The sequence below is a fragment of the Actinomadura rubrisoli genome, assembly GCF_004349215.1.
In the GTDB taxonomy this organism is placed as follows: domain Bacteria; phylum Actinomycetota; class Actinomycetes; order Streptosporangiales; family Streptosporangiaceae; genus Spirillospora; species Spirillospora rubrisoli.
The window spans coordinates 1-25,272 of sequence record NZ_SMKU01000028.1 but is presented as its reverse complement, the minus strand read 5'-3'; the positions used below and the strand labels follow the sequence as shown (position 1 = coordinate 25,272).

The 25,272-nt window shown below is 73.8% G+C and carries 25 protein-coding genes, 1 tRNA gene and 1 pseudogene; 15 read left to right on the top strand and 12 right to left on the bottom strand.

Translation table 11 applies throughout. The annotated features are described in order from the left end of the window. Window positions 1-80: 80 nt before the first annotated feature. Window positions 81-1,517 (bottom strand): XRE family transcriptional regulator, encoded by a 1,437-nt coding sequence (locus E1298_RS08840; protein ID WP_131890971.1) that lies wholly within the window; start codon window positions 1,515-1,517, stop codon window positions 81-83. 148 nt (window positions 1,518-1,665) lie between these two features. On the opposite strand from E1298_RS08840, the gene aceA reads away from it, so the two are divergent. The 4 genes and pseudogenes from aceA to E1298_RS49355 form a co-directional block, all read left to right on the top strand. Continuing rightward, window positions 1,666-2,949 (top strand): isocitrate lyase, encoded by a 1,284-nt coding sequence (aceA, locus tag E1298_RS08835; protein ID WP_131890920.1) that lies wholly within the window; start codon window positions 1,666-1,668, stop codon window positions 2,947-2,949. Window positions 2,950-3,238: 289 nt separating this feature from the next. After that, complete coding sequence (locus E1298_RS08830) at window positions 3,239-4,699, top strand: M1 family metallopeptidase (protein ID WP_207944516.1); 1,461 nt, start codon at window positions 3,239-3,241, stop codon at window positions 4,697-4,699. 130 nt (window positions 4,700-4,829) lie between these two features. Next, window positions 4,830-5,045, top strand: a complete 216-nt coding sequence (locus E1298_RS08825; RefSeq protein ID WP_243725465.1) for a hypothetical protein — start codon at window positions 4,830-4,832, stop codon at window positions 5,043-5,045. Window positions 5,046-5,205: 160 nt separating this feature from the next. Beyond that, window positions 5,206-5,418 (top strand): annotated as a pseudogene (locus E1298_RS49355) (ABC-2 family transporter protein); the annotation flags it as partial. Between the two features lie 289 nt (window positions 5,419-5,707). On the opposite strand, the gene E1298_RS08815 reads toward E1298_RS49355, so the two are convergent. Further along, window positions 5,708-6,178, bottom strand: coding sequence for a hypothetical protein (locus E1298_RS08815; RefSeq protein ID WP_131890918.1), 471 nt, complete (start codon window positions 6,176-6,178; stop codon window positions 5,708-5,710). 364 nt (window positions 6,179-6,542) lie between these two features. On the opposite strand from E1298_RS08815, the gene E1298_RS47935 reads away from it, so the two are divergent. From E1298_RS47935 to E1298_RS08800, 3 genes are all read left to right on the top strand, one after another. Then, a complete protein-coding gene (locus E1298_RS47935; protein ID WP_165975372.1) occupies window positions 6,543-8,534 on the top strand; it encodes a DUF6077 domain-containing protein in 1,992 nt (663 codons plus the stop codon). A 105-nt stretch (window positions 8,535-8,639) separates the two neighbouring features. Then, window positions 8,640-9,197 carry a hypothetical protein gene (locus tag E1298_RS08805; protein WP_131890913.1) on the top strand — a complete coding sequence of 186 codons (558 nt, stop codon included), beginning with the start codon at window positions 8,640-8,642 and terminating at the stop codon, window positions 9,195-9,197. 6 nt (window positions 9,198-9,203) lie between these two features. Then, a complete protein-coding gene (locus E1298_RS08800) occupies window positions 9,204-9,947 on the top strand; it encodes a hypothetical protein (protein ID WP_131890910.1) in 744 nt (247 codons plus the stop codon). A gap of 195 nt (window positions 9,948-10,142) precedes the next feature. Here the strand turns inward: E1298_RS08800 and E1298_RS08795 are convergent, their stop codons facing one another. Continuing rightward, window positions 10,143-10,796: a TetR/AcrR family transcriptional regulator gene (locus E1298_RS08795; protein ID WP_131890907.1), complete on the bottom strand. Its 654-nt coding sequence runs from the start codon at window positions 10,794-10,796 to the stop codon at window positions 10,143-10,145. Between the two features lie 124 nt (window positions 10,797-10,920). Here E1298_RS08795 and E1298_RS08790 point away from each other — a divergent pair, with 124 nt between their 5' ends. Continuing rightward, window positions 10,921-11,937, top strand: a complete 1,017-nt coding sequence (locus tag E1298_RS08790) for an NADP-dependent oxidoreductase (RefSeq protein WP_243725464.1) — start codon at window positions 10,921-10,923, stop codon at window positions 11,935-11,937. Here E1298_RS08790 and E1298_RS08785 read toward each other — a convergent pair. Beyond that, window positions 11,934-13,361 (bottom strand): alpha/beta fold hydrolase, encoded by a 1,428-nt coding sequence (locus E1298_RS08785; RefSeq protein ID WP_131890904.1) that lies wholly within the window; start codon window positions 13,359-13,361, stop codon window positions 11,934-11,936. The two genes, E1298_RS08790 and E1298_RS08785, sit on opposite strands and share 4 nt — an antisense overlap. Before the next feature lie 172 nt (window positions 13,362-13,533). On the opposite strand from E1298_RS08785, the gene E1298_RS08780 reads away from it, so the two are divergent. From E1298_RS08780 to E1298_RS08765, 4 genes are all read left to right on the top strand, one after another. After that, window positions 13,534-14,943 (top strand): aldehyde dehydrogenase family protein, encoded by a 1,410-nt coding sequence (locus E1298_RS08780; protein WP_243725463.1) that lies wholly within the window; start codon window positions 13,534-13,536, stop codon window positions 14,941-14,943. Between the two features lie 155 nt (window positions 14,944-15,098). Beyond that, window positions 15,099-15,848 carry a hypothetical protein gene (locus E1298_RS08775; RefSeq protein WP_131890901.1) on the top strand — a complete coding sequence of 250 codons (750 nt, stop codon included), beginning with the start codon at window positions 15,099-15,101 and terminating at the stop codon, window positions 15,846-15,848. 35 nt (window positions 15,849-15,883) lie between these two features. Beyond that, window positions 15,884-16,741, top strand: coding sequence for a helix-turn-helix domain-containing protein (locus E1298_RS08770; protein WP_131890898.1), 858 nt, complete (start codon window positions 15,884-15,886; stop codon window positions 16,739-16,741). Window positions 16,742-16,833: 92 nt separating this feature from the next. Beyond that, window positions 16,834-17,220, top strand: coding sequence for a YkvA family protein (locus tag E1298_RS08765; protein WP_131890895.1), 387 nt, complete (start codon window positions 16,834-16,836; stop codon window positions 17,218-17,220). Here E1298_RS08765 and E1298_RS08760 read toward each other — a convergent pair whose 3' ends face one another. From E1298_RS08760 to E1298_RS08750, 3 genes are all read right to left on the bottom strand, one after another. After that, window positions 17,221-17,550 (bottom strand): DMT family transporter, encoded by a 330-nt coding sequence (locus E1298_RS08760; RefSeq protein ID WP_131890892.1) that lies wholly within the window; start codon window positions 17,548-17,550, stop codon window positions 17,221-17,223. Continuing rightward, on the bottom strand, window positions 17,550-18,419 hold the full coding sequence (locus E1298_RS08755; RefSeq protein ID WP_207944515.1) for an LLM class flavin-dependent oxidoreductase: 870 nt from the start codon (window positions 18,417-18,419) through the stop codon (window positions 17,550-17,552). The genes E1298_RS08760 and E1298_RS08755 overlap by 1 nt, the downstream gene beginning before the upstream one ends. A gap of 74 nt (window positions 18,420-18,493) precedes the next feature. Further along, the gene (locus tag E1298_RS08750) at window positions 18,494-19,627 is read right to left on the bottom strand and encodes a helix-turn-helix domain-containing protein (protein WP_131890889.1); all 1,134 of its coding nucleotides are present in this window, start codon (window positions 19,625-19,627) and stop codon (window positions 18,494-18,496) included. 128 nt (window positions 19,628-19,755) lie between these two features. Here E1298_RS08750 and E1298_RS08745 point away from each other — a divergent pair, with 128 nt between their 5' ends. Next, on the top strand, window positions 19,756-20,550 hold the full coding sequence (locus E1298_RS08745) for a class II aldolase/adducin family protein (RefSeq protein ID WP_131890886.1): 795 nt from the start codon (window positions 19,756-19,758) through the stop codon (window positions 20,548-20,550). Window positions 20,551-20,562: 12 nt separating this feature from the next. Here the strand turns inward: E1298_RS08745 and E1298_RS08740 are convergent, their stop codons facing one another. Continuing rightward, window positions 20,563-21,048 carry a MarR family winged helix-turn-helix transcriptional regulator gene (locus E1298_RS08740; protein WP_131890883.1) on the bottom strand — a complete coding sequence of 162 codons (486 nt, stop codon included), beginning with the start codon at window positions 21,046-21,048 and terminating at the stop codon, window positions 20,563-20,565. Between the two features lie 57 nt (window positions 21,049-21,105). Between E1298_RS08740 and E1298_RS08735 the strand changes: the two genes are divergently transcribed. Together E1298_RS08735 and E1298_RS08730 are read left to right on the top strand one after the other, a co-directional pair. Beyond that, window positions 21,106-21,507, top strand: coding sequence for a VOC family protein (locus E1298_RS08735; protein WP_131890881.1), 402 nt, complete (start codon window positions 21,106-21,108; stop codon window positions 21,505-21,507). 65 nt (window positions 21,508-21,572) lie between these two features. Continuing rightward, complete coding sequence (locus E1298_RS08730) at window positions 21,573-22,631, top strand: Gfo/Idh/MocA family oxidoreductase (protein WP_207944514.1); 1,059 nt, start codon at window positions 21,573-21,575, stop codon at window positions 22,629-22,631. On the opposite strand, the gene E1298_RS08725 is transcribed toward E1298_RS08730, so the two are convergent. The 4 genes from E1298_RS08725 to E1298_RS08710 all read right to left on the bottom strand — a co-directional run bounded on the left by E1298_RS08725 (window position 22,621) and on the right by E1298_RS08710 (window position 25,181). Further along, a complete protein-coding gene (locus E1298_RS08725; RefSeq protein ID WP_131890878.1) occupies window positions 22,621-23,457 on the bottom strand; it encodes an endonuclease/exonuclease/phosphatase family protein in 837 nt (278 codons plus the stop codon). The two genes, E1298_RS08730 and E1298_RS08725, sit on opposite strands and share 11 nt — an antisense overlap. Window positions 23,458-23,461: 4 nt before the next feature. Then, entirely contained in the window at window positions 23,462-24,487 is a 1,026-nt protein-coding gene (locus tag E1298_RS08720) for a VldE C-terminal domain-containing protein (RefSeq protein ID WP_131890876.1), read from the bottom strand. A 158-nt stretch (window positions 24,488-24,645) separates the two neighbouring features. Then, window positions 24,646-25,086, bottom strand: coding sequence for an HNH endonuclease (locus E1298_RS08715; RefSeq protein WP_131890873.1), 441 nt, complete (start codon window positions 25,084-25,086; stop codon window positions 24,646-24,648). A 24-nt stretch (window positions 25,087-25,110) separates the two neighbouring features. Continuing rightward, a tRNA-Asn gene (locus E1298_RS08710) sits at window positions 25,111-25,181 on the bottom strand. Window positions 25,182-25,272: the final 91 nt, after the last annotated feature.

Genomic DNA, 25,272 nt, shown 5'->3' with positions numbered 1-25,272 from the left:
CACCGGCGCCCTGAGCACCCGCCGCCGACACGGACCGGGCCCGGCCGACCCGAAGAGTTAACACGGCCACAACACGTCCGTCATTCGGCGGCGTGCTTGTCCAGGAATGCGTAGACGTCCGCCTCGTCCACGCCCGGGAACGCGCCGGGCGGCAGGACGGACAGGACGTGGGAGTGCGCGCGGGCGGACGGCCAGGCCATGCCCTCCCACCGGTCGGACAGGGCCTTGGGGGGCCGCCGGCAACAGTCGCCGTCCGGGCAGGCCGACTTGACCCGCCGGGTCGTCTCGCGTCCGCGGAACCAGCGCGAGTCCTCGAACCGGACGCCCAGCGTGATCGCGAAGTCGCGCTCGTGGCTCGGGTCGATGTGCGACAGGCACCAGTACGTCCCGTTGGGCGTGTCGGTGTACTGGTAGTAGACCGAGAAGCGGTCCTCGGCGCCGAACACGTGCCGCCCGGCCCACTGCCGGCACATCCGCTGGCCCTCGATCGCGCCGTCCTCGTCCTGCGGAAAGGCGAGGCCGTCGTTGGTGTAGGCCTTGTAGATCGTGCCGTTCTCGTCGTTCTTGGTGAAGTGCAGCTCCAGGCCGAGGTGGTGGGTCGCGACGTTGGTGAACCGGTGCGCCGCCATCTCGTAGGAGACCGAGAACACGTCGGCCAGGTCCTCCACCGACAGTTCCCGGGCGGCCTTGGCCTCCTGGAGGAACGGCACGACGCTGCGCTCGGGCATCAGGATCGCGGCGCCGAAGTAGTTCGCCTCGACGCGCTGGCGCAGGAAGTCGGCGAAGTCGCGGGGCTGGTCGTGGTCCAGCGCGATGTGCCCCAGGGTCTGCAGCAGGATCGTGCGCGGGGTGTGCATGCCGAGCTGCTCGCGCTCCAGGTAGATCCGCCGGTTGCGCAGGTCGGTGATCGACCGGACGGAGCGCGGCAGGTCCTGGACGTACCGCAGGCCGAAGCCGAAGTGGCCGACGAGCGTCATCAGCACGCCCTGCGACACCGCGCCGCCCCGGTAGCCGACGGAGTCCAGCGCCTGGGCGGCGATCGTCTCGATCTCGGGGAAGTGGTTGCCGCGCTCGTGCATCTGGCGGCGCAGCTCGGCGTTGGCCTTGCGGGCCTCCTCCGGGCTCGCGGTGGGCTTGGTGCGGCTGCGCCTCAGCTCCCCGTACAGCGCCAGGATGTGCTCGATCACCTCGTTCGGCATCCGCTTGCCGACCTTGAGGTGCGAGAGCCCGAGCGCGGCGTAGAGCGGGTCGCGCTGCGCCTCCTCCAGCTGGATCTCCAGCTGCGCGCGGCGGCTCGGCGGCTGGCGGCGCAGCAGCTCCTCGACCGGGCACTCCAGCGCGGCGGCGAGGGACTGCAGCAGCGACAGCTTGGGCTCGCGCCGGCCGTTCTCCAGCAGGGAGAGCTGGGACGGCGCGCGCCCGACGCGCGCGCCCAGGTCCGCCAGCGTCATGCCGCGGCCCCGCCGGAGATGGCGGAGCCGCTGCCCGAAGGTGACGAGATCCACGTCGCTCGTCAAGATGAGGGGTTCTTCTGGCCGCAAGGTCGTCACCGCTTCATAATAGCGGAAATTTCGCAATTCTTCTGTTACCCGCGAGTTCAACGGCGCCCGCGGGCGGGGCATAGTCAGGTCCAAGCACCCAGGGGACGACACAGAAGGGCACGACATGAGCGACAGTCGCCTCAAGGGCGCAGCTGAGGAGCTGCGGCGGCAGTGGGACACCGACGACCGCTGGAAGGGCATCGAGCGGACCTACACGGCCGAGGACGTCGTGCGGATCCGCGGCTCGGTCCAGGAGGAGCACACGCTCGCCCGCCTCGGCGCCGAGCGGCTCTGGCGGCTCCTGCACGAGGAGGACTACGTCCACGCGCTCGGCGCGCTGACCGGGCTCCAGGCCGTCCAGCAGGTGAAGGCCGGCCTCAAGGCCATCTACCTGTCCGGCTGGCAGGTCGCGGCCGACGCCAACCTCGCGGGCCAGACCTACCCCGACCAGAGCATCTACCCGGCCAACTCGGTCCCGGCCGTCGTGCGGCGCATCAACAACGCGCTGCTGCGCGCCGACCAGGTCCAGTGGGCCGAGGGCGAGGGCGACACGCACTTCCTCGCGCCGATCGTGGCCGACGCCGAGGCGGGCTTCGGCGGCGTACTGAACGCCTTCGAGCTGATGAAGGGCATGATCGCCGCGGGCGCCGCGGGCGTGCACTGGGAGGACCAGCTGGCCTCCGAGAAGAAGTGCGGCCACCTCGGCGGCAAGGTGCTGATCCCGACCTCGCAGCACATCAAGACGCTGAACACCGCCCGCCTCGCGGCCGACGTCGCCGGCGTGCCGTCAGTGATCATCGCGCGGACCGACGCCGAGGCCGCGACCCTGATCACGACGGACGTGGACGAGCGCGACCGCGAGTTCACCACCGGCGAGCGCACCGCCGAGGGCTTCTACCGCGTCCGCAACGGCATCGAGCCCTGCATCGCCCGCGCCAGGGCCTACGCGCCCTACTCCGACCTCATCTGGATGGAGACCGGCACCCCGGACCTAGAGCAGGCCCGCAGGTTCGCCGAGGCCGTCAAGGCCGAGTACCCGGATCAGATGCTGGCCTACAACTGCTCGCCGTCCTTCAACTGGAAGGCGCACCTGGACGAGGCGACCATCGCCAAGTTCCAGCGCGAGCTCGGCCACATGGGCTTCACGTTCCAGTTCATCACCCTGGCGGGCTTCCACGCGCTCAACTACGGCATGTTCGACCTGGCCCACGGCTACGCCCGCGAGGGCATGACGGCCTACGTCGAGCTCCAGGAGCGCGAGTTCGCGGCGGCCGAGAAGGGCTTCACCGCGGTCAAGCACCAGCGCGAGGCCGGAACCGGCTACTTCGACCTGGTCAGCACCGCGATCGCGCCCGACTCGTCCACCACGGCGCTGAAGGGCTCCACCGAAGAGGGCCAGTTCCACTGACCCGCACCTGATCCGCACCGATCTTTCCAGGCCATTCCTCCCCTCACACCGAAGGCCCCCGCGTCCCTACACCCGCGGGGGCCTTCTGGCGCGCGTCCGTCCGGGAGCCCGATCCGGCACGCCGTACCCGCCCGCACCTGCGGACACCCGCGGCCACATTCGGCACATGTCTCGACATCTCCTGGCAATGCGGGCAATGTAAGCACGCTTGTGATCACTCAAGGGAGAGGATCCTCAAATGGCGTCGCGCCACAACCGGTTCATGCCGCCCCGGGCCACCCCCGGGCGAATGCTTCCGATCGCCGTCGCGGCCGTAAGCGTGCTCGCGCTCGCCCCGGCCGCCTCCGCCACCGCCCGCGAGCGCTACACCCCCGGCGCTCCCGGAGTCGGCGATGCCTACTTCCCCTTGGAGGGCAACGGCGGATACGACGTCCAGCACTACTCGCTGAACCTCCGCTACGACCCCGACTACGACCAGCTCGACGGCACCGTGACCATCACCGCGAAGGCCACGCAGAACCTGTCGAGCTTCGACCTGGACCTGTCCGGCATGGACGTCGACCAGGTGAAGGTGGACCGTGGCAAAGCCACCTACAAGCGGCGCGGCCAGGAGCTGATCGTCACCCCGCGCAAGGGCCTGCGCAAGGGCAAGACGTTCACGGCGGTCGTCACCTACGGCGGCGTCCCGCAGACCATCGTCGGCTCGCCGATCGTGTTCGGCTCCCCGTACGGGTTCCTGCACACCCCGGACGGCGCGTTCATCGGCGGCGAGCCCAACGGCGCCTCCACCTGGTTCCCGGTCAACGACCACCCCAGCGACAAGGCCACCTACGACTACACGATCGCGGTGCCGAAGGGCCTGAGGGCCGTCGCGAACGGCCTGCTGACCGGCACGCAGAACACCGTCGCCTCGTTCAGCCGGCGCCGCGCGGCCACGTCCGCCAGCGTCTTCAAGTGGCGTGAGAGCAGCCCGATGGCGAGCTACCTCACCACCATCGACATCGGCAAGTGGGACATCAGGGACGGCCGGACGCCCGGCGGCGTGCGCAACTACACCGCCGTCGACCCCGAACTGATCAAGGCCCAGCCGAACGCGGTCGGTTTCTTCTTCGACACCACCAGCCAGGTCACGGACCTGTGGGAACAGACCTTCGGCCCGTACCCGTTCAGTACCACCGGCGCGATCGCCGACGACGCCCAGTTCAACGGCCAGCCGCTCGGCTTCTCCCTGGAGACCCAGGGCAAGCCGGTGTACTCGGCCGTCCGCAACACCGGGACCATCGCGCACGAGCTGGCGCACCAGTGGTTCGGCGACAGCGTCTCCCCGAAGCGCTGGAAGGACATCTGGCTGAACGAGAGCTTCGCCACCTGGGCGCAGTGGTGGTGGGCCGAGAAGCAGGGCGGCGCCACCGTCCACGACCAGGCCCGCACGACGTACAACTCCCGTCCGTTCCCCGACCCGGCGGGCCGCCCGTTCTGGTCGGTCGTGACGGCCGACCCGCAGCGCGACACCATGTTCAACGCGCGGGTCTACAGCGGCGGCGGCATCGCGCTGCAACTCCTCCGCGAGAAGATCGGTGACGAGAAGTTCTTCGCCCTGCTGCGGACGTGGCTCGCCCAGCACCGGTACGGCAACGCCACCACCGAGCAGTTCACCGCCCTGGCCCAGAAGGTCTCCGGCCAGGACCTGACGCAGTTCTTCAAGGAGTGGATCTACTCCCCGACCAAGCCGGCCCTCCCCCAGGGCTGACCTTCCCTCGTTCGCTCGCGGCGAGTCGTTGTCATGGAGGGCCTCATGACAGCGGCTCGCCGCACGTCGACGCCGGTGGGGGCGCGGTCCGGTTTGTCCGCCCGCGTGCGGGGTTCTAGGCTCTCGGCAAGTGAGCGTCCTTCCGTGGGTCTGGTGGCTGGTGGCCCTCTGGCATGAGCGCCCCTCGCTCGGCGGGTACGACGCGGCCGACGCCGTCACCTTCTGCTTCCTGACGCAGGCCCTGATCGGACCCGTCCAGATCTTCGGCGGGCTGGACCTCGCCACGCGGATCCGCGACGGCGACGTGGCGATCGACCTGCACCGCCCGGTCGGCCTCCAGGGCTGATGGCTGGCCGACGACCTCGGGCGCGCGGCCGGGACGCTGGCGCTGCGCGGCGGCCCGCCGCTGCTGGCGGGGTCGCTGGTGTTCCCGTTCAGCCGGCCGGGCGGCGCCGGGCCGGCCGCGTTCGCCGTGGCCGCGGCGCTTCGGGAAGCTGGTCCCGGCGGTGACCGTCCTCGTCCTCGCGCTGCCGCGACTGGAGGCGCCCTGGACGCCGGGGCGGGCGGCGATGGTCCCGCTCATGGTGCCGGCCGGAACCGCGATCTTCGGCGGGCTGTGGGTGCTGTCGGGCGCCCTGCAGTTCGTGCCGATCGAGAGCCACGGCGCGACCAAGTCGCTCACCTACGGGGGCGCGTTCCTGACGCAGTGCCCGATGACCGTCTTCGCCCGGGACTTCGTGCGCGGCGTGACGTTCGTCGCGCCGCTCGCGTTCATGATCATCGATCACTGTCGGCCGGCCTACGACGGCGGCGGCCTGGACGAGCTGCGCCGGACCGTCGGCGCCGACCGGATGCTGGTGGTGGAGCTGGCGAGGCCGGGCCCGCCGGTCGCGCTGGACGGCCCCGCGACCGGACGGATCGAGGCCGAGCGGGTCGAGGGGCCCCGGCAATGGCTGCGGCTGCCGCGCTCGGCGAACGCGGCGGCGGTGGTGGCCGCGCAGCGCCGCCTCAGCGCTCCACGGCGGAGTAGTACTCGGGCTCGGCGGCCTCCTCGTCGCGGGCGGAGCCCCAGCGGCGCGGCGCCCACGTCGGCATCAGCAGCGCGAAGCCCATCATCGCGTAGACGCCCGAGCCGAGCAGCATGCGCAGCCCGAAGTCCATGTCGCCGGAGGGGGGCACCTTGCCCGGCAGGTCCAGGACGCGGCCGGGGTCGACCAGGAAGGAGGCGGAGAGCCCGAGCAGCGCCAGCGCGGGGACGAGCGAGACCAGCGGCGACGCCCACCGCGCGACGATGATCACGCCCATCACCAGGCCGACGGCGGCGAGCAGGGCGAACGCCCCGTAGATGCGGGTGCGGTCGGTGATCTCCTGCCCGGACCCGTCGAAGGACTGGCCCGCCTGCACGTAGCCCCAGGCCGCGCCGTAGAGCAGCGCGGGGGTCAGCACGACGCCGAGGACGAGGCCGAACGCATGGCGCACCGCGCATCACTTCCCATCGCGCGCACCCGCACCGGGCACATAGGGTTTTCGTACCGCTCCATCAGAACATGCAGATCGGATATGGCGCAGTAAATCGTGACTTGTGGCATCGAGGGGCGGACTCCGGGTACGCCAGCAAAGATCAACTTCTTGGCGGAGCCTGTGAACTCCCCGGGCCGCCGGGGCGTCGTAAAGAACAAGATCACTAAACAGCACCGTGCCTCCGGACACTCGGCCACCCCCGCCGGCAGAGGACGGTGAGAGCACACGCGCGCACTGGGGGAATCGGATGATCCAACTTCGGGATCGTTCCACTGAGACGAGGGACGGCGGTCTGACGGGGGCATCGCGCACGACGCGCATCATGGACGGGGTCGGCGACGGCGCCGTGCTGCTGTTCGCCGCGTGGACCCTCGTCTACCATCTCGGCCTGCTGCTCCGGCCGCCCACCGCGGTCCTGCTGGCCGCCTGGCTGGTGCCGGCGGCCGTGCTCGCCGTGCTCGTGGCGCGGCGGGGCCTGTGGCGGGACGGCAGGCCGCTTTGGCCCGATCGCCGGGTCCGGGCCGCCGGGGCGCCGCCGCGCGCACTGGCCGCGGTGGCGGTGGCGGCGGGCCTCGCGGCGGGGACGTGCGCGGGCCTGCACCCGTCCGGGGTCCCGTGGTGGTGCGCGTGGGCGCCGGGGCTGGTGAGCGTCGCGGCGTCCGCCGCCTGGCTCCTGCGCCGCCGCGCCCCGTCCGGCCCGGAGGGGGAGCCCGGGGACGGGGCGGACGAGCCCTCCGGGGAGGCGGACGAGCGGGACCTGCGCTGGGGGACGCCGCTGGCGCTCCTCACCGGCGCCGGGTTCGCCGTGGCGTCGCTGTTCATCGTCAACACCGACGCCGACGACGCCTACTTCGTGTCACGCTCGGTCGCCACGGCCGCGACGGGCCGCATCCCGCTCCGGGACGTCATGTTCACCTCCGGGAAGACGGACGCGATCGCCGGGGAGCCGCCGGTGGCGTCGATCGAGGTGCTCGTCGGCGCCCTCGCCCGGATGCTCGGCGTGCCCGCGTCCTCCTTCCTGTGGTACGCGGTGCTGCCCGCGGCGACGTTCCTGGCGATCTGGTCGCTGTGGCGGCTGATCCGGGCCTGGGCGCCGCGCCACGCCGCCGCCTGCTTCGCGGTGGGCGCCCTGTACCTGCTGTGGTCGGGCGAGGACCGCGCGTCGCTCGGCTCGTTCCACCTGCTGCGCATGTGGCAGGGCAAGGCCGTGCTGGTGTCGGCGCTGATCCCGCTGATGTACGTCTACCTGACCCGCTGGGCCGAGCGCAGGTCGCGCCAGGACCTCGCCCTGCTCGCCGCGGCCGGGATCGCGGCGGCCGGGCTGACGTCGTCGTCGGCGTTCGTCGTCCCGCTGATCGCCGCGGCCGCCGCCGTCCCGCTGATCGCGGCCGGGCGGGTCGCGACCGGGCTGGCCGCGTGCGTCGTGGCGGCCTACCCGATCGCGGCGGGCCTGGGCGTCATGATGATGGAGAGCGACACGACCATCCACGGCAGCTTCCACGACGGGCCCGTCAGCTTCCAGTGGGTGCTGCTCCACTCCACGCTCGGCGTCCTCGGGGGGTGCGCGCTGTGGCTCTCGCCCTGGACGGCCCGGCGCGGCGTCCCCGCGCTGATCCTCACCGGCGTAGCCGCGCTGCTGACCCTGCTCGTCCTGCCAGGGGTCCTGGAGGGCATCAGGGACGCCACCGACGTCGGGCAGGTGCTGTGGCGGACGATGTGGATCGTGCCCGCGCCCGCCCTGGTGGGCCTGCTCGCCGCGGTCCCGGTGACGGCACTGGTCCGGGACGCCGGACGGGCGGGGGCCGTGCGCCTCCTCGCGGCCGCCGCGCCCGCCGCCGCCCTCGCCGTCGCGCTGGTGGCCGGCGGTACGCCGGTGTGGTCGGAGAAGAACGGCTCCTACGTCGCGTCGCGTCCCTCCTGGAAGGCCCCCGCCGAGCAGATCGGCACCACGCGGGCGGTGGTCCGGGCGGCCGGGCCGGACGGCGTGGCGCTGATGCCGATCGCCTTCATGCGGATCGTGCCGATGCTGTCGGCCGACGTGCACGCGGTGAGCCCCAACCACCACTACCTGTCGCTGGTCCCCGCGCCGCCGGAGTTCATCGAGGACCGGCGGCTGCTGAACGCCGCGGTGCGGGGGCCCCGCAGCCGCAAGCCCGGCCTGGAGGAGTTCCGGCGGGCGCTGGGCCGGGTGGGCGTCACCGTCGCGTGCACGCTGCCCTGGGACAGGCGCGGGATCGCCCTCCTGGACGCGGCCGGATGGACCGAGCGCAAGCGCATCAGGATGCTCGTCTGCTCCTTCCCTCCCAAGGGTTGACAGGCGCCCCGGCCTCCGGGCGCGCCTAGCCCGGCGGCTCGTTTCGACCGTCTTTCTCCGGGCATCGGCGATGCATTCAATCCGACGCACGTTGGAGGACAGACAATGTCGACCGTCATCATGGTCGTCATCGCCGTCGTCATCGTCGCCGCTGTCGCGTACCTGGCGTGGACCCAGGCGCGGACGCGGCGGCTCAAGCGGCGGTTCGGCCCCGAGTACGACCGGGCACTGGAGAGCCAGGGCGGCCGCGCCGCCGCCGAGCGCGAGCTCCTCTCCCGCGAGGAGCGCCACCAGGAACTCGAACTGCGCGACCTCGAACCGCAGCAGCGCGAGCAGTACCGCGAGCAGTGGGTCCGCGTCCAGGAGCGGTTCGTCGACGCCCCGGAGGCGGCCGTCGAGCAGGCCGACGGGCTCGTCACCGTGGTGATGGGCGAGCGCGGCTACCCGACGCGCGGCTTCGAAGAGAAGGCCGCCCACCTGTCGGTGGAGCACGGCCGCACCCTGGAGCACTACCGGGACGCCCACGACATCAGCGCCCGCGCGCAGGGCAAGCAGGCTTCCACGGAGGAGCTGCGGCAGGCCATGGTGCACTACCGGGCGCTCTTCGAGGAGCTCCTGTCCGTCCCGGCGCGGGACGCCGCCGAGCAGACCCCGAGGAGCTGACCCCTGATGGAGCACAGGCCACCGGACGACCGGACAGCCGCCGCCGGGCCGGGGCCGGCCCCGGACGAGCGCGCCCGGGCCGCGGGGACCGCCGATCCCGGCGTCGCCGGCGACACCCGCGTCGCCGGTCCCCCGCCGAAGGCCCCCGGCACCGGCGGCGGGCCCGAGCCCGAGCCGGACACCGCACCCGACCGGATCACCTCGCCGGGACTCGCCAAGGGCGAGGTCGCCACCGGCTTCCCGAGCCCGCCGGGCACCACCGGCGGCCCCCGGGACACCGGCGACGCGAAGGGCACCGCCCCCGGGACGGGCGCCGCACCGGAAATCGGAAACGCGCCCGGCACGGGCACCGCGCCCGGCACCGGCACCGCGCCCAGTACCGGCACCGCGCCTGGCGGCGGCGGCAAGCCCGGTGCCGCAGACGCGGCCGCGAGCCCCGGCGGAGCCGGGAGCGGACCGGACCTCGGCGCGCTCCACGAGCGGTTGCTGAAGGCCGCCGAGGCCGAGCGGTTCAGGGAGCGCTGGCGCGCGGTCCAGGCCGGGTTCGTGGACGACCCGGGCGAGGCCGTCCGCAAGGCCGACGAGCTCACCGCCGAGGCCGCCGACGCACTCGTCCAGGCCGTCGCCGCCCATCGGCGGACCCTGTCGGAGCCCCTCGGGAACGGCAAGGGCGACCGCCCCGACACCGAGCGCCTGCGCCTGGCGCTCCGCGGCTACCGCGACCTCCTGGACCGGGTCTTCACGGCCTGACACCCCATCCCGCGACGGGCTTCACCCAGGTGAAGCCCGTCGCCGAGCGGCGGGCTCATCGCGCGCGAACCAACCACTCGGCAGACTCCACTACGCAGGAGACCGCACCACGCGGGAGGCCCCACCACACGGGAGGCACCACCACGCGGCGGACTTCACCACGCGGGCGCCTACGAGAGCGTGGGGTCGGCGCCCTTAGGAGGTCGCGGAGGTTTTCGCCGCGGCGGCGAGCTGCGCCGTGGTGGGGGGCGGCTCGGGGAGCGGGTGCGCGGCCCCGGGACGGAGGCCGTCGAAGATCATGTGCACGTAGCGGCGCCACAGGCCGGGGAGCGTGCCGCCGAGCGGGGCCGCCGCCTGCGTGGCGGCACCGAGCAGGAGCACGACGTCGTGGCCGGTGGCGTCCTCGCGGACGGACCCGGCGCGGCGGGCGCGCGCGGTGAGGGCCTCGGCGACGCCGATCAGGCGCTCGCTGGCGGCGCGGAGCTGCGGCTCGGTCCGGGCGAGCGCCGTCACGGCCTGGCAGAACATGCGGTCGCCGGCCTGCATCCGGACGCCCTCGGTCATGAACGCCAGCAGCGCGGCCCCGGGGTCCCGCGCGTCCAGCAGGCCCTGCCCGACGGCGGACAGCTCGTCCAGCCGGTGGCCGAAGATCGCGGCGAGCAGCTGCTCCTTGGTCGCGAAGTGGCGGAACACCGTGCCCTTGCCGACGCCGGCGCGGGCCGCGATCCGCGCGATCGGGACGTCCATGCCGTGCTCGGCGAACTCCGCCGCGGCGGCGTCCAGCAGCAGGCGCCGGTTGCGGACCGCGTCCGCGCGCGTCCCGCCCTCCGCCGTTCCGGTTCCCGCCATGTGCCACCGCCCTCTCGCGTCACCCCCCACCCTACAAGCGGACCGGACGGTCAGGTTTTCTGCTAGCGTGAGCACAACATGACCGACTGGTCCGTTTAGTGCGGAGCGATGGGAGTGATGCGGCATGGGCGAGACGATGAGGGCCGTGGTGGCGGACGGCTACGGAGGGCCGGAGGTGCTGCGCGCCGGCGAGCTGCCCGTCCCGAGCCCCGGTCCCGGGCAGGTGCTGGTGCGCGTCAGGGCGACCGGGCTCAACCCGGGCGAGCTGCGGCTGCTGGCGGGCGTCTTCCGCGACCGGGCTCCGCTGACGTTCCCGCACGTCCCGGGCCGCGATTTCGCGGGCACCGTCACGGAGGCGGGCCCGGGGGTGACGCGCTTCTCCCCCGGCGACGAGGTCTTCGGGCACGCGCTGCCGCGCGGTGCGGTGGCGATGGCGGCGCTGGTCGCGGACGTGCCGTCCCTGTCGACGGGGGCGATGGCCGAGTACGCGGTGTTCGAGGCGGACGCGCCCGCCCTCGCGCTTCGTCCGGCGGCGCTGCCACCCGAGCACGCCGCGGTCCTGCCGACCGCGGCCCTGACGGCGCTGCCGCTCATGCGCGCCGGGGCGTTCCAGAAGGGCCAGAGGGTCCTGGTCATCGGCGCGGCGGGCGGTGTCGGCGGGGTCGTCGTCCCGCTGCTGGCCGAGGCGGGCGCGCACGTGGTCGCGACCGCGATCCCCGAGGACGAGGCGTACGTGCGGGGGCTCGGGGCGGCCGAGGTGATCGACTACCGCGCCGCCGACCCGGTCGCCGAGACGCTGCGGCGCCATCCGGGAGGGGTGGACACCCTGGTCAACCTGGCGCTGCCGGGAGACCGGCTCGCGGAGGCCGCGCGGGCCGTCCGGTACGGCGGGCGGCTGCTCAACATCGCCTTCCCGGCGCCGCCCGCCGACGCCATCGGGCGCGACGACCTGGCCCCGGAGACCGTCCTGACCACGGCCAGGCCCGGCGACCTGGAGACCGTCGCGGACAGCGCCCTCAAGGGGACGCTGCCCGCGACGGTCGGCCGGCGCTACACCCTGGACGAGGGCCCCAGGGCCTACGCCGACCTGCTGAACGAGCACACCCGGGGCAAGCTCGTCGTCGTGGTCGACAACGGCTAGCCGTTGAGGAAGGTGTAGACGGCGTCGCGGCCCTGCGTGCCGCGCTCACGGTTCTGGATGGAGTGCGCGGCGCCCTTCACCACCACGAGCCGGCCGCGCGGGGCCAGGCCGAGCGCCTCCCGGGCCCATTCGAGCGGCGTGGACAGGTCGCGGTCGCCGTTCAGCAGCAGCACCGGGACCGGGGGCAGCTTCGACCGCCTCGGCTCGGCGGTGTGCCGGGACGTGGGCCAGTACAGGCACTCCTGGACGAACCCGTTGCCCACGGCGGCGTCGGCGGTGAACGGCCAGGTGGCGCGGGCGGGAAGCCGCCGGCGCGTCTTCTCCAGGATCGCCTTGCGGCCGGCGAGCGGCGCCGCCGAGGTGCCCCAGGGGAAGTGCCCGTCGCCGCAGATGGTCGCGATGTGCAGGCCGGAGCTGTAGGACGCGACCGGGTCGCCGCCGGAGTCCAGCAGCCGGATCAGGCGGTCGAGCCGGGCCGGGTTCCCGTGCCGCGCCTCGTGGAAGGCCGACACCACGTCCCCCGACCCGGCGGGCAGCCCGGCGGGGTTCGGGTCGCGGTAGGTCGGGTCCAGGAACTCGTAACTCACGAGCATGTCCCAGATGAGGACGTCGTCGTCGCGGTGGCGGGCCACCCAGGCCAGGTCCTTCGCCGGATCGAAGCCGCAGGACGGGGCGGCCCCGCACGCGTCCCGCAGGACCCGCGCGGTCGCCCGCAGGCCGGTGAGGTAGAGCATGTCGTCCTTCTGCGGGTCCACGTGCGGGAGCACCGAGTCCAGGACGAGGCTGTTCACATTGTGCGGATGGAAGGCGGCGTAGGTCGCGGCGGTCATGGTGCCGTAGGAGACGCCGTCCAGCGTCATCTTGCGGGCGCCGAGCGCCCGGCGGAGCAGGTCGAGGTCCCCGACGGTCTGCTCGGTGGTGAAGTAGTGCCGGCGGTCGCCGAGGACACCCGCGCACTCGGCGACCGCGTCCGGCGTCGGCGCCTCGATGTCGCTGCCGCCGACCTGCGCCTGGAGCCTCGGGCAGTCGATCGCGCCGAACTCGCCGGTGCCCCGCTGGTCGATCATGACGAAGCGGTAGTTCTTCGTCAGCCCCGGCAGCCGCTGCTGGGCGATCCGGCTGATGAAGGGGACGCCGGGCTGGCCGGGACCGCCGGTCAGGAACAGCAGGACGCCCTTCGGCGCGCCGGTGTCGCCGCCGGTCGCGACTTGCAGCTTCAGGGTCCCCTTGGACGGGTTCCGGTGGTCGAGGGGAACGGTCAGGGTCGAGCAGGTGAATCCGGGCTGGCCCGCGCACGGGTGCGGGTCGGCCAGTTCGGGAGCGGACGCGGACGGGGTCGCGCGGGTGGTCGCGGCCCCCGCCGCCCCGCCGGACGCGGCGAGGACGAGGGTGAGGGCGAACACCGCGGTCAGACGTGATCCCATAAGGCCGATCATCTCCCCGGCCGGGGCCGGAGCGCTCCGCTCTCGCCGGAAGCGGCCACGGCCCGCCCCGGCCGACCACGGCCGACCGAGGCGCGCGCCGCTCTCGTCAAGCGGGTGAGCAGGGTGAATACTGAACGCCATTCGGCGGACGCCTTCGAGCGGAGGATGAGCGGTGTCGGAGAACTACTCGATGACCATCGGCGGCGCGGCCGTGCGGGCGACCGGCACGTTCGGCGTGATCAACCCGGCGACCGGCGAGGTGGCCGAGCGGGCGCCCGACGCCTCCCGCGACCAGCTCGACGCGGCGATGACCGCAGCACGGGCCGCCTATCCGGCCTGGCGGCGCGACGAGGCCGCGCGGCGCGAGGCGCTGCTCGCGGCGGCCGATCTGCTGTTCGCCAGGTCGGAGGAGATCGGCCGCATCCTCACGCTGGAGCAGGGCAAGCCGCTCACCGACGCCACCATGGAGGTCGTCGGCGCGGGCGTCTGGCTCAAGTACTTCGCCGGGCTGGAGCTGCCGGGCGAGGTCATCCGGGACGACGCGGACGCGCGGGTCGAGGTCGTCCGCCGCCCGATGGGCGTCGTCGCGGCGATCACCCCGTGGAACTACCCGCTGCTGCTCGCCGTCTGGAAGCTCGCCCCGGCCTTGCTCGCGGGCAACACCGTGGTGCTCAAGCCGTCCCCGTTCACCCCGCTGTCCAGCCTGAAGCTCGGCGAGGTCCTGCGCGGCGTCCTGCCGCCCGGCGTGCTGAACGTGGTCACCGGCGGCGACCGGCTCGGCGCCTGGATGACCGCGCACGAGGTCCCCCGCAAGATCAGCTTCACCGGCAGCGTCGCGACCGGCAAGCGGGTCGCCGCGGCCGCCGCGCCCGACCTCAAGCGCGTCACCCTGGAGCTCGGCGGCAACGACCCGGCGATCCTGCTGGACGACGTCGACCCGGGGGCCGTCGCCGCCAGGCTGTTCGGCGGGGCGTTCCAGAACAACGGGCAGGTCTGCTCGGCGATCAAGCGGGTGTACGCGCCGGAGGCGCTCTACGGCGACGTCGTCGACGCCCTCGCCGAGCAGGCACGGGCCGCGAGGGTCGGCGACGGCATGCGGGAGGACGTCCAGTACGGGCCCATCAACAACCGGCCGCAGTACGAGCGGGTCGGAGAGCTGGTCGCCGAGGCGGTCGCGGGCGGCGCGCGCGCGGCGGCGGGCGGCGGGCCGATCGACCGGCCCGGCTACTTCTTCGAGCCGACGATCCTCGCCGACGTCGCCGACGGCGCCCGGATCGTGGACGAGGAGCAGTTCGGCCCCGCGCTGCCGGTCATCAAGTACACCGACCTCGACGAGGCCCTCGCCCGCGCGAACGGCACCCATTTCGGCCTGTCCGGCTCGGTGTGGGGCACCGACGCCGACCGCGCCGCCGAGGTCGCCGCCGAGCTGGAGTGCGGCACCGCCTGGGTCAACACCCACCTGGCCCTGTCGCCGAGCCAGCCGTTCGGCGGGATCAAGTGGAGCGGCGTCGGCGTCGAGAACGGCACGTGGGGCCTGTACGGGTTCACCGAGATCCAGGTCATCCACCGCTCGAAGACCTGAGCGCGGGCGTATCCGGGCACCGTATTCCCTGTACGGAAGGTCACGACTTCGAGTCCGGAAAGTGACACGGCCACTACTGGTGGCCGCTCCCCGGAATGGGACACTTTCTGGACGGGGGCGTTCGATGACCGCTTCGCCGACCGTGGAGGGGCCGGATGCACACGTGGAACGTCATGCGCCAGGACGACAGCGGCAACGAGTTCCACGTGGCCGCCCATGACTCGCGGACCTCGGCGCTGGCCCACGTCCTGGCGCTGGAGAGCGGTGTCCGGCACAAGCAGATGTACTGGGTCGAGGGGCCGCCCGGTCCGTCCGTCCGGACCAACCGCGACCTGTACCTGCACTTCCTGCACCTCGGCCAGGAGGCCAGGGCGGCGTCCTGGTCGCTGTCGGCGTTCCTGCGCGCCCTGTGGAGGGTCAGCGCGCCGCTGAGCGACCGCGAGCGGCTGGAGCCCGACGACGTCGCGGCGATGTTCACCGCGGCGTCCACCACCCCGCCCGCCGATTTCGACCCCGCGTGGACGGCGAAGGACCTGTCGCTGCCCGGCCCCGAGCCGGAGGGCTACGCCGACTGGGAGCGGGTCGTGCTGTCCCAGCTCGCCGACCTGGAGGACTTCCTCGCCGCTCCCCCGGGCCCGCAGGCGAGGTTCGGCGCCGACGCGCCCCGCGGGCCCGGCTCGGGACGGCGCGCCACCCCGGCCCGCTGGTACAACTTCGACCCCGCGACGTACCTGGAGTGCGCGGTCGCCGGGAGCCTCGGCGGCTGGGACGCCGCCGACGGCGCCCGGGTGCCGCTGCCGGCCCCGCCCGGGCGGCCCCCGGCCCGCTCCTACGTCCGCACGATCACCACGATGACGTGGGGCGACCTGGCGCGGATCGCGGTCTGCGGCCAGATGTACGAATAGCCCGGCCCGCCGGCCCAGGTGGTAGTACTGGACGCATGACGGACAGGACGGTCGAGATCGCCGACCGGGGCGGCTGGTGGGAGGCCAAGGCGCGCCCGCACCCGGCCCTGCGCCCGTTCCTGCGCTTCTACGACGGCTACTGGGAGCCCGAGGTCGTCCCCACTCGGATGCGCACGCTCCCGACCCGGACCACCGTCATGATCGTCAACCTGGGCCCGCCGCTCCACCTGACGGTCCCCGACCCGGGCACGAGCGCCCGCGACTACGGCTCGTTCGTGGCGGGCATGCACGACGGCCACGGCATGTACGCCCATCCCGGCGGGCAGCGCGGCATCCAGCTCGACCTGACCCCGCTCGGCGCCTACACCCTGTCCGGCGTCCCGATGGCCCGCCTCACCAACGCCGCCGTCGACCTGCCCGACCTGCTCGGCCCCGCCGCCTCCCCGCTGGTGGAGCGGCTCGCCGCCGCCCCGTCCTGGGGCGAGCGCTTCGGCCTGCTCGACGCCTTCCTGCTGCGCCGCCTGGAGTCCGGCCCGTCCCCCGATCCGGAGGTGGCCCGCGCCTGGCGGCTGCTCACCGGCGCCGGCGGGCTGGTCTCGGTCGCCGACCTCGCCGCCGACGTGGGCTGGAGCCGCAAGCACCTGACCCGCCGCTTCCACGAGCAGGCCGGGCTGCCGCCCAAGGTGATGGGGCGCGTCCTGCGCTTCCAGCGCGCGGTCGGCCTGCTGTCGGGCGGCGGCTCCGCCATCGCCGACGTCGCGTTCGCCTGCGGCTACTACGACCAGGCCCACCTCAACCGGGAGTTCCGGGCCCTCTCGGGGTGCACCCCCACCGAGCTGCTGGACGGCCAGCTCGAACAGCAGCGCCTCACCACCCCCGCCGACGCCCGCTGACGCCCGCCGCCGGGAAAGCGCACGTCACGGCATGGGGAGGAGTGGAGCGGCGGCAGGCGGCAATACCGGAGGGGACTCCCCCGGAGGTGCGCATGGTGTGGCTCGGCCTGGTCCTGCTCGTCGCGGGCGCCGTCCCCGCGCTCACCGCCGACGGCGATCTCGGCGGCGTCGACCTCACGGTGGCGGGAGCCGTGGTGATGGCGGCCGGGGCGGTGCTCCTGGTCGCGGGCATCCTGCGGCTGCGCAGGCGGCGCCGGCCGGGCGCGCCCGGCGGCGTGCAGGGCTTCTACCGGACGTCCACCGGCAAGATCGTCGCGATGGTGGCCGCGGTGGTCTACATCGTGTCCCCGATCGACCTGGTCCCGGACGTGTTCCTGCCGGTGGGCGTCGTCGACGACGCCACCGCGTTCACCTGGCTGCTGTTCGCGCTCGGCCAGGAGTACACGCGGCGCTCGCGGTCGGCGCGGCGGGCCCGCTGATCAGCCCTGGCTCACGCCCCCGCCGAGGTTCATCACGATGACGCCCAGCACGATGATCACCGCTCCGGCGACGGTCAGCGGGCGGACCTGCTCGTCGAACAGCAGCACGCCGCCGACGAACGCCCCGATCGTGCCGAGCGCGGACCAGATCGCGTAGACCGGGCCGACGTTCAGGGAGGTCAGCGCCTTGGCCATGAAGAAGAACGAGACCAGGTAGCCCGCCACCACCAGCGCGGACGGGCCGAACCTGGTGAACCCTTCCGAGGCGCGCATCGACAGCGTCGCCGTGACCTCGAACGCGATGGCGAGGCCGAGCAGCACGAACGGCATCACCGTCCCTCCCCGTGCTCGGCGGCGACCGCCTCGAACACCTTCATGTCGGCGTCCCAGGGCGTGCCGGGGCGGGGCCAGTGCAGCGCGACCTCGGTGACGCCGAGCTCGCCGTAGGCGCCCGCGAGATCGGCGAACGCCCCGGCCGACTCCAGCCAGGGCTCATCGGTGAACCCGGTGAGCAGGACCAGGTCGTCCAGGACGCGCCCCTCGGCCTCGCACGCCGCGCGCAGGGCCTCCAGCCGGGAGCGGACGACCTCGCGCGGCTCGCGGCCCTCGGCGCGCCCGCTCGTCACCCAGCCGGTGCCGTACCGGGCCGCGAGCCGCATGCCGCGCGGGCCGTTCCCCGCGATCACGAACGGGACGCGCGGCCGCTGGACGCAGCCGGGCTCCTCGACGACCTCGCGGGCGGCGTAGTACGTCCCCTCGTAGGTCGTCTCGGGCTCGCGCAGCAGGCGGTCGAGCAGCTCCACCCACTCGGCGAACCGGGCGGCGCGCTCGCCCGGGGTCCACTCGCCGCCGCCGAGGACGCCCGCGTCGGAGGCGCGGCGGGTCCCGCCCGACCCGATGCCGATGGTGACGCGGCCGCCGCTCACGTGGTCGACCGTCTTGATCGCGTGCGCGGTCGGCACCGGGTGCCGGAAGTTCGGCGAGGTGACCAGCGTGCCGAGCCGCACCCGCGAGGTGACCGCGGCCGCCGCGGCGAGCGTGGTGTAGGCGTCGTACCAGGGGGTCGTCCCGCGCCAGGCGAGGTGGTCGTACACCCAGGCGTGGCGGAAGCCGAGCTCCTCGGCCCGCCGCCACAGCTCCCCGGCCTCCGGCCAGGACTGGGTGGGCCACATCACCGTGCCGATCCGCGGTGCGGTCACCGGTTCCTCCGTCGTCTCATCCGTCTCGTCCCGCTCCGGGACACCGCATCCATCCCATCATCCGGACCGGCCGATCAGCCCCTCGCCTGGGCGAGCCAGTGGTGCAGCGCCCACCACCAGTTGGCGGCGCGGGCGACCGCCGCCCCGCCGGACGGGTCGAGCAGCGGGCGGCCGGTCAGCTCCTGGAACCGCCGCGTCCGGTACTTGACCGTGTTGCCGTGGACGTGGAGCGCCGCGGCCGTCGGCCCGATCCGGCCGCCGTGGTCGAGGTAGGCGAGGGCGGTCTCGGCCAGCTCGGCGTGGAACGGGTCGCCGGGGTCCAGGCCGCCGAGCAGCCCGGCGGCCAGCAGCCGCCCGAGGCCGGGCTCGGCCTCGGTGACGGTGAGCAGGGCCAGGTCGCCGAGCCCCCGCATCCCCGCGAGCCCGGCGGCGGCGCCCGCCCGCAGCGCCCGGCGGCCCAGCTCGTACAGCGGCCCGACCTCGTGCGGGCGGGCGGGCGGCGCGGCCACCAGCAGCGGCCCGTCCGGCGGCGGGCCGGGCAGCCGGGCGACCAGCGCCGCGAACCGCCCGTCGACCAGCCCGCACAGCCCCGGGCCCGCGGCGGTCAGCCGCGTCTCCAGCCGCGCCGCGGCGGCCGGGTCGCCGACGTCGGAGACCACGCAGTGGTAGGCGCCCGCCGGGTCGAGCGGCGCGAGCACCGGGACGGCCTCCCCGTGCAGGAGCCGCCGGAGCATCTGCACGTGGGTCTCGCGCGCGGTCCGGGCCATCTCCAGCTCGGCGACCCGGTGGGCGTGCACCATCCGGTGGACGAGCCGGGTGGTGATCTCGTCGACGCGGGACACGCCGTCCAGCAGCAGGCCCTCCGGCACGCCCAGCCGCCGCCCGTCGGCGATGATCGCCTGGACGAGGTGGGCCCGTCCCGCCTGGAAGCCGTCCAGGAACGCGGCGACCGGGACGCCCTGCCGGGCCCGGTCGGAGCCGAGCCGCTCCGCCGCGGCCAGCACCTCCTCGTCCGGCCCGCCGGTCTCCAGCGCGGCCAGCACGCCCCGCACGAGCGCGCGGGTGTGCCGCCGGGTCTCCTCCTCGGGCAGCGCGGCGACCAGGTCCGACCTGCCCCGGGCGGCGCGGACCGCCGCCTCCAGCACCACCGGGTCGTCGCTGCGCTCGATCAGCAGCCGCAGGAACCGGTCGCCTTCACTGGGCTCCATCCCCCCATTCTGCGCCCCCGTTGTCCGTTCGGGACAACCGGTCCGGCCGAGATTGGATCGCGCCGCCCTAGCGGACGGCCCGCCGCCGGGTGTTCGGTGGGGGCGGGACGAGCCGGAGGAGTACGCCGATGACCGCTGACGAGGAGTTCCTCGACAAGCTGCCGACCGACCTGGTCTTCAAGCTGCCGCCCGCCTTCGACAACGCCGAGGACGAGCGCCAGCACCGCAAGGAGCGGCTCGCCGCGGCGCTGCGGATCTTCGGCAGGCTCGGCTTCGAGGAGGGCGTCGCCGGGCACATCACCGCCCGCGACCCCGAGCGCACCGACCACTTCTGGGTCAACCCGTTCGGCATGTCCTTCAAGCACATCAGGGTCAGCGACCTCATCCTGGTGAACCACGCGGGCAAGGTCGTGGAGGGCCGCTACCCGGTCAACGAGGCCGCGTTCGCGATCCACTCCCAGATCCACCAGGCCAGGCCGGGCGTCGTCGCCGCCGCGCACAGCCACTCCACGCACGGCCGCGCGATCTCGGCGCTGGGGAGCCGGCTGGAGCCGATCACGCAGGACGTCTGCGCGTTCTACCAGGACCACGGCCTGTTCGACGACTACACCGGCGTCGTCACCGACCTGGAGGAGGGCAAGCGCATCGCCGCCGCCCTCGGCGACCACAAGGCCGTCATCCTGCGCAACCACGGCCTGCTCACCGTCGGCGACACCGTGGACGCCGCCGCCTGGTGGTTCATCACCATGGAGCGCTCGTGCCAGGTGCAGCTGCTGGCGAAGGCCGCGGGCCGGGTCGTCCCGATCGAGCACGACGACGCCGTCCGCACCCACGAGCAGATCGGCAACGACCTGGTCGGCTGGATCAACTACCAGCCCCTCCACGACCAGATCGTCCGCGAGCAGCCCGACCTCTTCGACTGATCCGCCCTTCGCTCACGAGGGGGTGCCGGGGCGCGCTCTCGGGTCGTGGTGGGTGAGCAGGACCCGGGTCATGCGCGCGTAGGCGGCCCTGTCGGCGGCGTCGAGGGGGGCGAGGAGCTCGGCGTCCAGATCCGCCGCGCGGCGGGTGACGGTGTCCAGTTCCGCGCGTCCCTCCGGGGTCAGCTCGACCAGATAGCGGCGGCGGTCGGCGGGGTCGCGGTCGCGCCGCACGAGCCCGGCGGCCTCCAGCCGCCCGACCACCTCGACCAGGTCGCTCGGGTCGATGCGCAGCCGCGTCCCGAGCTCCCGCTGCGAGGCGTGCCCGGAGTCGTCCAGCGCGGCCAGGACGGCGAAGTGCCACAGGCCCAGGCCGTGCTCGTCCATCATCCGGCCCATCCGGGCGCGGCCGGCGCGGCCGACCTGGGCCAGCGCGAACGTCGTGATGCCGAACAGGCGGGGCGGCAGCCGCCCCGGCCCGGTCTCCGCCGTCTCGTCCATCCGATTATTGTAGGGTTACCCCAATCATTGGTGAGCCCCCACGAATAGGAGGACGGCATGGACGCGCTCTACCCGCGCCTGCTGGTGGACGACTTCGACGCCTGCGCCCGGTTCTACGAGGCGGCGCTCGGCGAGCTGCTCGGCATCCGGCCCGCGAAGCTACTGCCCGAGGCCCAGTACGCCGACTGGGACCTGCGGGGCGAGGGCGCGCTCGTCCTGATGGGCCGGGCGAGGATGGCGGAGGCGGTGGGCACCGCGGATCTCCCCGCCACCGCCGGGCAGGACCGTTCCATGCTCGTCTTCCGCGTGGACGACGTCGACGCGGCGGCCAAGGCCCTCACCGGCCTCGGCGCCTCACCCGTGACCGCGCCGCAGGACCGTCCCGGATGGGGGCCGGGGCTGCGGACCGCCCACCTGCGCGATCCCGGTGGCAACCTGCTCGAACTCCAGTCCTACTGACCTGGAAGCGCCTGCCGCCGGACCCGCCGCCGGGACGCCGGGGCGCCATCGGTCATGATGCGGGCATGGACCTGCGTGTTGCGCTGATCGGCTACGGCACCGGCGGCTCGGTGTTCCACGCCCCGCTCATCTCCTCGGTGCCCGGCCTGCGCCTCGCCGCCGTCGTGACGGGGGACCCGGAGCGGCAGCGGGCCGTCCGGGACCGGTATCCGGAGGCGAAGGTCCTCGCCGCCGCCGACCGGCTCTGGGAGGCGTCCGGCGCCTACGACCTGGTGGTGGTCGCCGCGCCGAACCGGCAGCACGTCCCGCTGGCCCGGACGGCGCTGACCTCGGGCCTCCCGGTCGTCGTGGACAAGCCCGCGGCGGCCTCCGCGGCGGACGCCCGGTCCCTGGCGGCGCTGAGCGCCGTCCGGGGCCTGCCGGTGATCCCGTTCCACAACCGGCGCTGGGACGGCGACTACCGCACCGCGTGGCGGCTGATCGCCTCGGGCGCGCTCGGCGACGTCCTGCGGCTGGAGTCGCGGTTCGAGCGGTGGCGGCCCGAGGTGAGGGCGGGCTGGAAGGAGAGCGGCGACCCCCGCGACGCGGGCGGGATCCTCCACGACCTCGGCCCCCACCTGATCGACCAGGCGGTCGCCCTGTTCGGCCGTCCCGAGCGGGTGTACGCGGAGGTCGACGCGCGCCGCCGGGGCGCGGCGGCCGCCGACGACGCGTTCGTGGCGCTGACGCACCGCGGCGGGACCCGCTGCCACCTGTGGATGAGTGCGACGGCCGCGCGACCCGGGCCCCGGTTCCGGATCCTCGGCAGCCGCGCGGCCTACACGGTGTCCGGGATGGACGGCCAGGAGAACGCCCTCCGCGCCGGGCTCACCCCGCAGGACCCGGAGTACGGCGTCACGCCGCCCGAGGCGTACGGCCGCCTCGGCACCCCGGGCGACGACCGCCCCGAGCCGACCGAGAACGGCGCCTACCAGGACTTCTACGCCGGGGTCGGACGCGCGCTGCGCGGCGAGGGACCCCCGCCCGTCGACCTAGGCGACGCGATCACCGGCCTAGAGGTCATCGAGGCCGCGATCCGCTCCGCCCAAGACGGCACCGTAACCGACCCCGGCGCTAGTACCTGAGCTCCGCCAGCACCCCGTAGTGGTCGGACGGAACCACGCCGCCCACCGGACGGACACCGAGCAGCTCGCACCGGACGGGATGCCCGGCGCCGCCCGCGCGGGGCCAGGCGGAGAAGACGTAGTCGATGCGGCGGTCGGGCCACAGCACAGGCCGCGCCCACGGGTTGGCGTTGCTCCAGGTGTGCCCGGGGCCGCCGTCGCCCGCGACCTCCCAGGCGTCGTAGAAGACCAGGCCACGCGCGGCGACGGCGGCGCGGCCGGTGAGCATGCGGATCTCGTCGCTGTCGGGCGCGGCGTTGAAGTCGCCGCATACTACAAGCGGGGCGTCCGTCGCGGCCGTCTCGCGCACGTACGCGCCGAGGTCGCGGACCTGCTGCTGGCGCTGCCCGCTGTGGCCGAGCTTCCAGCCGAGGCCGACGCCGAAGACCTGCACGGCGCCGCGCGGCCCGTCCGCCCGGGCGGACACCGCGAAGCCGGCGTCCCAGCCGTCCTGGTCGCCGAGGCGCCGCTCGCCCGTCCGCCCCAGGGGCCAACGGGACAGGACGGCGATCCCGGCCAGACCGCCCGCGTCCGTGTCGGACGGCGCCCCGCGGAACACGCGGTGGGGCAGGCGGAGCGCGTCCCCCAGCCGGTCGGCCTGGGCGTCCTCGCCGTCCTCCCACGCCTCGTTCAGGACGACGATGTCGGGGGCGGCGTCCCGGAGCGTCGCGATGATCGCGGTCTCGCGCTCGCGCCAGGGGCCATACCGGTCCCACACGTTCCAGGACGCGACGCGCAGCGTCGTCTCGATCAGCGGGCCGTACGGCCGCTCGATGTCGTGGCCCAACGGATCAAAGGACCGAGACGTGGACGTGGTCGAAGTGGTTCTGGGTGACGCTGCCCCGGTCCTCCATCTGGCGCCAGCCGCCGCTGCCGCGCATGTCGTAGATGCGCTGGCGCCAGATGACGTACTTGATGCCGAGCCGGGACGCGTTGCTGATGACGTACTGGGCGACCTGGTCGCCGTGGGACTGGGCCGAGCCGCTCGGCATCTTGCCGCCGCTGCTCTCCATGAAGTCGCAGGCCCGGCCGGAGCCGTGGTCCTGCCGGTCGCCGGGGCGCGCGCAGCCGATGGCGGGGAACGGGCCGAATTTCCCGTCGATCGCCAGCATCGCCGTCCGCATGCGGGCGGTCATGGAGTTGCCGACGATCGGGGACTTGGCGCCGCTCGCGCCGTCGGGCCGTCCGCCGCCGGACGGCGACCCGGCGGAGGGGGCCTCGGGCTTGTACTTGGCGAGCAGCTTCCGGACGCGGGCGCGCTGGCCCTCCAGGTCCTCGATCTCGTGCCGCACCTCGTCCAGGGTCTTCTTGGCCGTCGCCTCGGACTGCGCCGCCCTGGTGCCCAGGTCCCGCAGGCTCTGGACGCGGCGGCCGTTGTTGCGGCTGAGGTGCTCGATGACCGTGGCCTCCCGGATGGCGGCGCGGGGCTCGCCCGCGGTGACCATCGAGACCATGTCGAGCCGGCCGGTCATGTAGGTGGACGAGGCGAGGCGGGCGATGTCGGCGCGGGCGGCGCCCAGGTCGCGGTCGGCCCGGTCGGCGTCGACGCCGGCGCGCTCGGCGGCCTTCTTGGCCTGCTCCAGGGAGACCAGCTCGCCGCGGTACTCCTTGGACAGGGCGTCGGCGCGCTTCTTGAGCTTGGCGTACTCCTTCTTCAGGTCCTTCTTCGGCGCCTGCGGGGCGTGGGCGGCGCTCCCCGACACCGGCGGCAGCGCCGCCGACACCCCGACCGCGAGGACGAGCGCCGCGAGGCGCTTCGCCGCCTTGCGCCCACCGGAGGGGCGCTCCGTCCTGCCGAGGGGGTCGTGGGCCGCCACAGATCTCTCCTAGATAACATTTTCGAAGATTGGCGGCACGCTACCACAATCACCCATTTAGCCTCAGAAGGTTCTAAAAACACATAGAGTCACTCTGGGACTACGCCGGACGCCTCAGGGGCCGGACCGCCTCGCGGCGGTCCGGCCCCTCCCCCCGGTCACGGCCCGACGAGGTCCTCCCAGCGCGGCACCCGCGGCTCCCAGCGCAGCCGCAGCCCGGCCTCGGCGAGCGTCCGGTCCCCCTTGCGGTTGTTGCACCGGCCGCAGGCCAGCACCGTGTTCTCCCAGGTGTCGCCGCCGCCGCGCGACTGCGGGTGGACGTGGTCGACGGTGTCGCCGCGCCGGCCGCAGTAGCCGCAGAGGCCCCTGTCGCGCAGGTAGACCCCGCGCTTGCTCCACGGCGGGCGCCTGCCGTGCCGCCAGCGCATGGCGACGTACCTGACCAGCCTCAGGACCCGCGGCACCGGAAAGGGGCCGATGGTCCGGCCCTCCTCGGCCTCCTCGACGACGGCCACCTCGCGGACCAGCATGCGGATGGCATGCCGCAGATCCACTTTCTGCAAGGGCTCGTACGACGCGTTCAGGACGAGCACGTTCACCGGTCACCTCCCCACCGTGTGCCGCTCCCCCGCCAGGTTTCGAACCTGGATTTCCGCATTAACGGCGCGGCGTTCTGCCGTTGAACTACGAAGGAATGATCCGGCAATTCTCCAGCTTCCGGGCATTTCCCGGAAGCCCCATCAGAGTGCCGATCCGGGGGCGGGAGGGGCAACGCATTTTACGAT